Here is a 583-nt window from a genome sequence, read left to right on the forward strand (position 1 = left end):
AGCCGAATATCGAATATCGCAAGAAGGCAGGGGCCCGGTGGACTCCTGCGGCAAAAGGCCCCGGCCACAGGGGGCGCATCACCCCCGGAGTTCGCCATGGACATGTCCGACATCCAGGTCATCAGGCAGCACCTGATCGACCCCGAGATCTGCATCCGCTGCAATACCTGCGAGGCCACCTGCCCGGTCGCCGCCATCACCCACGATTCGCGCAACTACGTGGTCGACGCGGACAAGTGCAATGGCTGCATGGCCTGCATCTCGCCGTGCCCGACAGGCTCGATCGACAACTGGCGCACCATGCCGCGCGCCAAGGCCTACGGCAGTCGGGGAGCAGTTTGGCTGGGATACGCTACCTGACGAACTCTCCTCCGAGCAGCTTGCCGCCGAAGGCGTGGCCGCGGATGCCGAGCCGGTTCTCGAATCCGCCCCGGTGCCTTCGCTGGCGGCCGTCACCGGCGAAGACGTATTCAACAGCGCCCAGTACGGCGCCACCGTGCCGCCGTGGTCGGCCGCGCATGCCTATACCAACCTCTACGGCGCCAAGGCCGCCGCCCGCTCCGTCACCGCCACCGTGGCCGGC

1 pseudogene is annotated in these 583 nt (G+C 67.4%); it reads left to right on the top strand.

The window, feature by feature from the left end:
* Positions 1 to 96 precede the first annotated feature (96 nt).
* Positions 97 to 583, top strand: a pseudogene (locus OR16_RS38900) (4Fe-4S binding protein); the annotation flags it as partial.

The organism is Cupriavidus basilensis OR16, assembly GCF_000243095.1.
Classification (GTDB): Bacteria; Pseudomonadota; Gammaproteobacteria; order Burkholderiales; family Burkholderiaceae; genus Cupriavidus; species Cupriavidus basilensis_D.